Origin of the sequence: Marinitenerispora sediminis, assembly GCF_003336425.1 — a bacterium.
GTDB classification, from domain to species: domain Bacteria; phylum Actinomycetota; class Actinomycetes; order Streptosporangiales; family Streptosporangiaceae; genus Marinitenerispora; species Marinitenerispora sediminis.
The window spans coordinates 1-4,843 of sequence record NZ_QEIO01000240.1 but is presented as its reverse complement, the minus strand read 5'-3'; the positions used below and the strand labels follow the sequence as shown (position 1 = coordinate 4,843).

Annotated in this window: 4 protein-coding genes and 1 pseudogene; all 5 read left to right on the top strand. The window is 74.6% G+C overall.

Annotation, left to right across the window (positions count from 1 at the left end; translation table 11 throughout):
• The first annotated feature begins 483 nt into the window (after positions 1–483).
• Complete coding sequence (locus DEF28_RS25540; RefSeq protein WP_114400716.1) at positions 484–876, top strand: DUF948 domain-containing protein; 393 nt, start codon at positions 484–486, stop codon at positions 874–876.
• Positions 873–1,175, top strand: a complete 303-nt coding sequence (locus tag DEF28_RS25535; RefSeq protein WP_114400717.1) for a hypothetical protein — start codon at positions 873–875, stop codon at positions 1,173–1,175. Before DEF28_RS25540 ends, DEF28_RS25535 begins: the two co-directional genes overlap by 4 nt.
• Positions 1,175–3,847 (top strand): alanine--tRNA ligase, encoded by a 2,673-nt coding sequence (gene alaS, locus DEF28_RS25530; RefSeq protein ID WP_114400718.1) that lies wholly within the window; start codon positions 1,175–1,177, stop codon positions 3,845–3,847. Before DEF28_RS25535 ends, alaS begins: the two co-directional genes overlap by 1 nt.
• A gap of 76 nt (positions 3,848–3,923) precedes the next feature.
• Positions 3,924–4,406: a Holliday junction resolvase RuvX gene (gene ruvX / locus DEF28_RS25525; protein WP_114400719.1), complete on the top strand. Its 483-nt coding sequence runs from the start codon at positions 3,924–3,926 to the stop codon at positions 4,404–4,406.
• Positions 4,399–4,843, top strand: a pseudogene (locus DEF28_RS25520) (hypothetical protein); the annotation flags it as partial. The gene ruvX and the pseudogene DEF28_RS25520, both read left to right, overlap by 8 nt.

Genomic DNA, 4,843 nt, shown 5'->3' with positions numbered 1-4,843 from the left:
GGACGGGGGCGCGGCCGGGCCGGGCGGGCCGCGGCGTCCGGCGCGGCGCAATCGTAACCAACGGGAGACCGCCCCAATTGTCCGTCATACGAATCCGTTCACCGATCGTCACGTGACTGTGCTCACCGTCCGTACCGGCCCGCGCGACCGCGCCGGCGGGGCCGGGGCCGCCGGCGCGGCGGGCCGGCGGTCCGACCTCCGGGGACCGCGTGGCGGCGGTGGGCGGCCCGGGCGCGTACCGGCACGCGTGGATAATCTCTTGAGGACGCGCGACGCGGGAACGGGGTTGCCCCATCCCGGGACGCGATAGGGTCGGCCCTATTCCGAGCTTCTGGTCTCGTCGGCCGGGGCCGGACCGCACCGCGGGACCGCCCTCGCCGACGAGCACGGGCGGCGTGACCGCCGCCCTCGGCGACGTCGGGCCACCAAGGCCCCGTCCACACGCTCGCCGACGCAACGCCCCCAACCGTTAGCGGAGTCCGCATGCTGACCGGAGGAGAAGTCGCCGCCCTGATCGCCGCGGTGGTCTGGGCGGTCCTGGTCGCGTTCCTGTGCGTGGCCCTCGTCAGGCTCACCCGCCTGCTCGCCGAGACCACACGCGCCGTCGCGGAGTTCGGCGAGCGGGCCCGCCCGCTCCTGGACGACATGGCGGCGACCGTCCAGCGCGCCAACACCTCGCTGGAGCGCGTCGAGGAGATCACCGCGAACGTGGCCACCACGACGGAGGACGTGTCCAGCGTGACCGCGCTGACCCGCTCGGTCGTGACCGGCCCGCTCGTCAAGGCCGCGTCGTTCTCCTACGGCGTCCGCCGCGTGCTCGGCCAGCGCCGCGCGCTCGCCCTGGTCCGCACCCGCCGCCGCCGGGGTGACACGTGATCGGACGCCTGTTCAGCTTTGTCGCCGGAGCGGCGCTCGGCGGGTATGTTGTCCACAAGCTCAACCGCACTGCTCGTGCGTGGAGCCCGGGTGGTATCGCCGACCGCGTCGAGGGCCACGTCGCCGACTATCGCGCCGCTCTCCGCGAGTTCAACGAGGACGTCCAGGACGCCATGGAACAACGCGAGGCCGAACTGCGTCATCGTTATTACCCGTCGGGACCGGCCGTGCGCGCGGCCCAGCCGAAGCCACTCCCGGCCCCGCACACGAAGCCCACGACACTGAAGGACGGCCGCTGATGGAGACGGCAGAAATCGCTCGCCGCTTCCTCGCTTACTTCGAGACGAACGGACACACCGTGGTGCCGTCCGCGAGCCTGATCGCGGAGGACCCCACGCTGCTGCTGGTCAACGCCGGCATGGTGCCGTTCAAGCCGTATTTCCTCGGCCAGCGCACGCCCCCCTACGCCCGTGCCACCAGCGCCCAGAAGTGCGTCCGCACCAAGGACATCGACGAGGTGGGCAGGACCGCGCGGCACGCGTCCTTCTTCCAGATGCTCGGCAACTTCTCCTTCGGCGACTACTTCAAGGAGGGGGCCATCCCGCTCGCGTGGGACCTGCTCACCCGCCCGGTCGCCGACGGCGGGTTCGGGTTCGACGCCGAGCGGCTGTGGGTCACCGTCTTCCACGACGACGACGAGGCCGAGACGCTGTGGCGGGAGCGGGTCGGCGTGCCCGCCGAGCGCATCCAGCGGCGCGGCATGGTCGACAACTTCTGGTCCATGGGCGTGCCCGGCCCCTGCGGCCCGTGCTCGGAGATCTACTTCGACCGCGGTGCCGCCTACGGCCGCGAGGGCGGGCCCGAGGCCGACGAGAACCGCTACCTCGAAGTGTGGAACCTGGTGTTCATGCAGTTCGAGCGCGGCCCCGGCCCGGGCAAGGACGACTACCCGATCCTCGGCGAGCTGCCGAGCAAGAACATCGACACCGGCATGGGCCTGGAGCGCATGGCCGCGCTGCTGCAGGGCGTCGACAACATCTACGAGACCGACACGCTGGGCCGGATCCTCAACCGCGCGGCCGACCTCACCGGCGTCCGCTACGGAGGCGACAGCCGCTCCGACGTCGGCCTGCGCGTCGTCGCCGACCACATGCGCACCGCCACCATGCTGGTGGCCGACGGAGTCCGCCCGGGCAACGAGAAGCGCGGCTACGTGCTGCGCCGCATCCTGCGCCGCTCCATCCGCAACCTGCGGCTGCTCTCCGGCACCGACGCGCACTACCTGCACGACCTCGCCGAGACCGCCATCGACGCGATGGCCGGCCAGTACCCCGGGCTGCGCACCGACGCCGACCGCATCCACAACGTGATCGACGCCGAGGAGCGCAACTTCGCCGACACGCTGCGCTCCGGCACCGCGCTGTTCAACCGCGCCGCCGAGCGCACCAAGGCCGCCGGCAGCGCCGAGTTCTCCGGTGCCGACGCCTTCCAGCTGCACGACACCTACGGCTTCCCCATCGACCTCACCCTGGAGATGGCGGGGGAGCAGGGGCTCAGCGTCGACGAGGACACCTTCCGCCGCCTCATGCAGGAGCAGAAGGACACCGCCAAGCGCGACGCCCGGGCCAAGAAGCTCGGCAACGCCGACATCAGCACCTACGCGCGGCTGCTGGACGACTCCGGCGCCACCCGCTTCCTCGGCTACACCGACCACGAGGGCGACGCGCGGGTCCTCGGCCTCATCGTCGACGGCGAGGCGGTCCCGGCCGCGCGCGCCGGCGACAAGGTCGAGGTCGTGCTGGACAGCACCCCGTTCTACGCCGAGAGCGGCGGCCAGCTCGCCGACCAGGGCACCATCTCGGTCGACGGGCGCGGCGTCGTGGACGTGGACGACGTGCAGAAGCCCATCGGCGGCCTGTTCGTGCACCGCGGCACGGTCCGCTCCGGCGAGATCGTGGTCGACGACCAGGTGCACGCGGCCATCGACACCGACCGCCGGTCCTCGGTCTCGCGCTCGCACTCCGCGACCCACCTCATCCATTCGGCACTGCGCAACGCCCTCGGCCCGGCCACCGGGCAGGCGGGTTCGGAGAACCAGCCCGGACGGCTCCGCTTCGACTTCACCGCGAACCGGGCGCTGGACGGCGCCGAGCTCGCCGCGGTCGAGGAGGAGGTCAACACCGTGCTGTCCGGCGACATCCAGGTGCGCGACTTCCAGACCTCTCTGGACGAGGCCCTCGCCATGGGCGCGCTCGCCATGTTCGGTGAGAAGTACGGGGACCGGGTGCGCGTCGTCGAGATGAGCGACTACTCGCGTGAGCTGTGCGGCGGCACGCACGTCGCCGCCACCGGCCAGCTCGGCGTCGTGAAGCTGCTCGGGGAGTCGTCGGTCGGCTCCGGCGTGCGCCGGGTCGAGGCCGCCGTGGGGATCGACGCCTTCCGCCGGCTGTCCCGGGAGTCGCTGCTCGTGAGCCAGCTCGCCGAGCAGCTGCGCACTCCGCGCGAGGACCTTCCGCAGCGCGTCGAGGGCATCGTCACCCGGTTGCGCGCCGCTGAGAAGGAGATCGAGCGGCTGCGGGCCGCCCAGGTGCTGCAGGCCGCCGCCGGCCTCGCCGCCGGAGCCCGGGAGCACGGCGCCGCGCTCGTCGTCGCGCACCGCGCCCCCGACGGCACCACCGGGGACGACCTGCGCAAGCTCGCCCTGGACGTCCGCGGCCGGCTGGGCGAGGACCGCGCGGTCGCCGTCGCGGTCGCGAGCGTGCCGAAGGACCGCCCGGTCGTGGTGGTGGCCGTCAACAAGGCCGCCCAGCAGGCGGGCCTGAAGGCGGGCGAGCTCGTCGGCGTCGCGGCCCGCGCGCTCGGCGGCGGAGGCGGCGGGAAGCCGGACGTCGCCCAGGGCGGCGGTACCGACGCCGGAGCCGTCGACGACGCGCTGCGGGCGGTCGAGCGGCGAGTGGCGGAGGCCCGATGACACCCGCACACCGCGTGCCGGCCCGCGGAGCGGGCGGCGCGCCCGCCCGCGTGCCCGTTCTGGGGGAGCCCGCCCGTTGAGGCACGGCGTACGACTCGCGCTCGATCCGGGCGACGCCCGGATCGGGGTCGCGCGCAGCGACCCCGGCGGCATGCTCGCCACACCGCTGGAGACCGTCCGGCGGGGCCCCGGCGACCTCGACCGCATCGCCCGCCTCGTGCTGGAGCACGAGGCGCGCGAGGTCATCGTCGGGTATCCGGCGTCCCTGTCCGGTGAGGAGGGACCGGCCGCCCGCAAGGCGCGCTCCTTCGCGGCGGCGCTCGCCCGCCTCCTCGCGCCCGTCCCGGTGCGGCTGGTCGACGAGCGGCTCACCACCGTCACCGCCCAGCAGCAGCTGCACGCCGGGGCGAGCCTCGGCCGGCGGGGGGCCCGCGGCGGCCGCGCCCGCCGCGCGGTCATCGACCAGGCCGCCGCCACGGTGCTGCTGCAGAGCGCGCTGGACGCCGAACGGCGGACCGGGCACGCCACCGGCCGACTGGTGGGAGACGGCGATGAGTGACAGCGACGACTTCGGCCCGCGTCGGCGGCGCGCCCGCCACGGGCGGCACTCGCGCGGCGTTGACGAGATGGGCCCCGACCTCGGGGCGGACGAGCTCGACGGAGCGGACGTCGAACCGCTGCGCCGCCGCAGACCCGTCGCCCGGCGGGTCCCGGACGACTCCGGGTACGCGCCCGCGCCCGATTCCCGGGCGCGCGGTCGGCGCCGCCGCCTTGATCCCGGCGCGGACGACGAGCCGCCGCTCGCGCCCGCGGATCCGCCGCGTGCCTCGGCCGACCCGGATGCCGAACCCCGCGGCCGCCGCCGGCGCCGCGCGCCCGAGGACGAGTCCGCCGAGCCCGCCGCCCGCTGGGCGGACCGGGACGACGGCGAGCCGCCGCGCCGCAGACGGCGGCCGCTCGCCCCGGACCCCGCCCTCGACGCCGACGGCCCCGCCA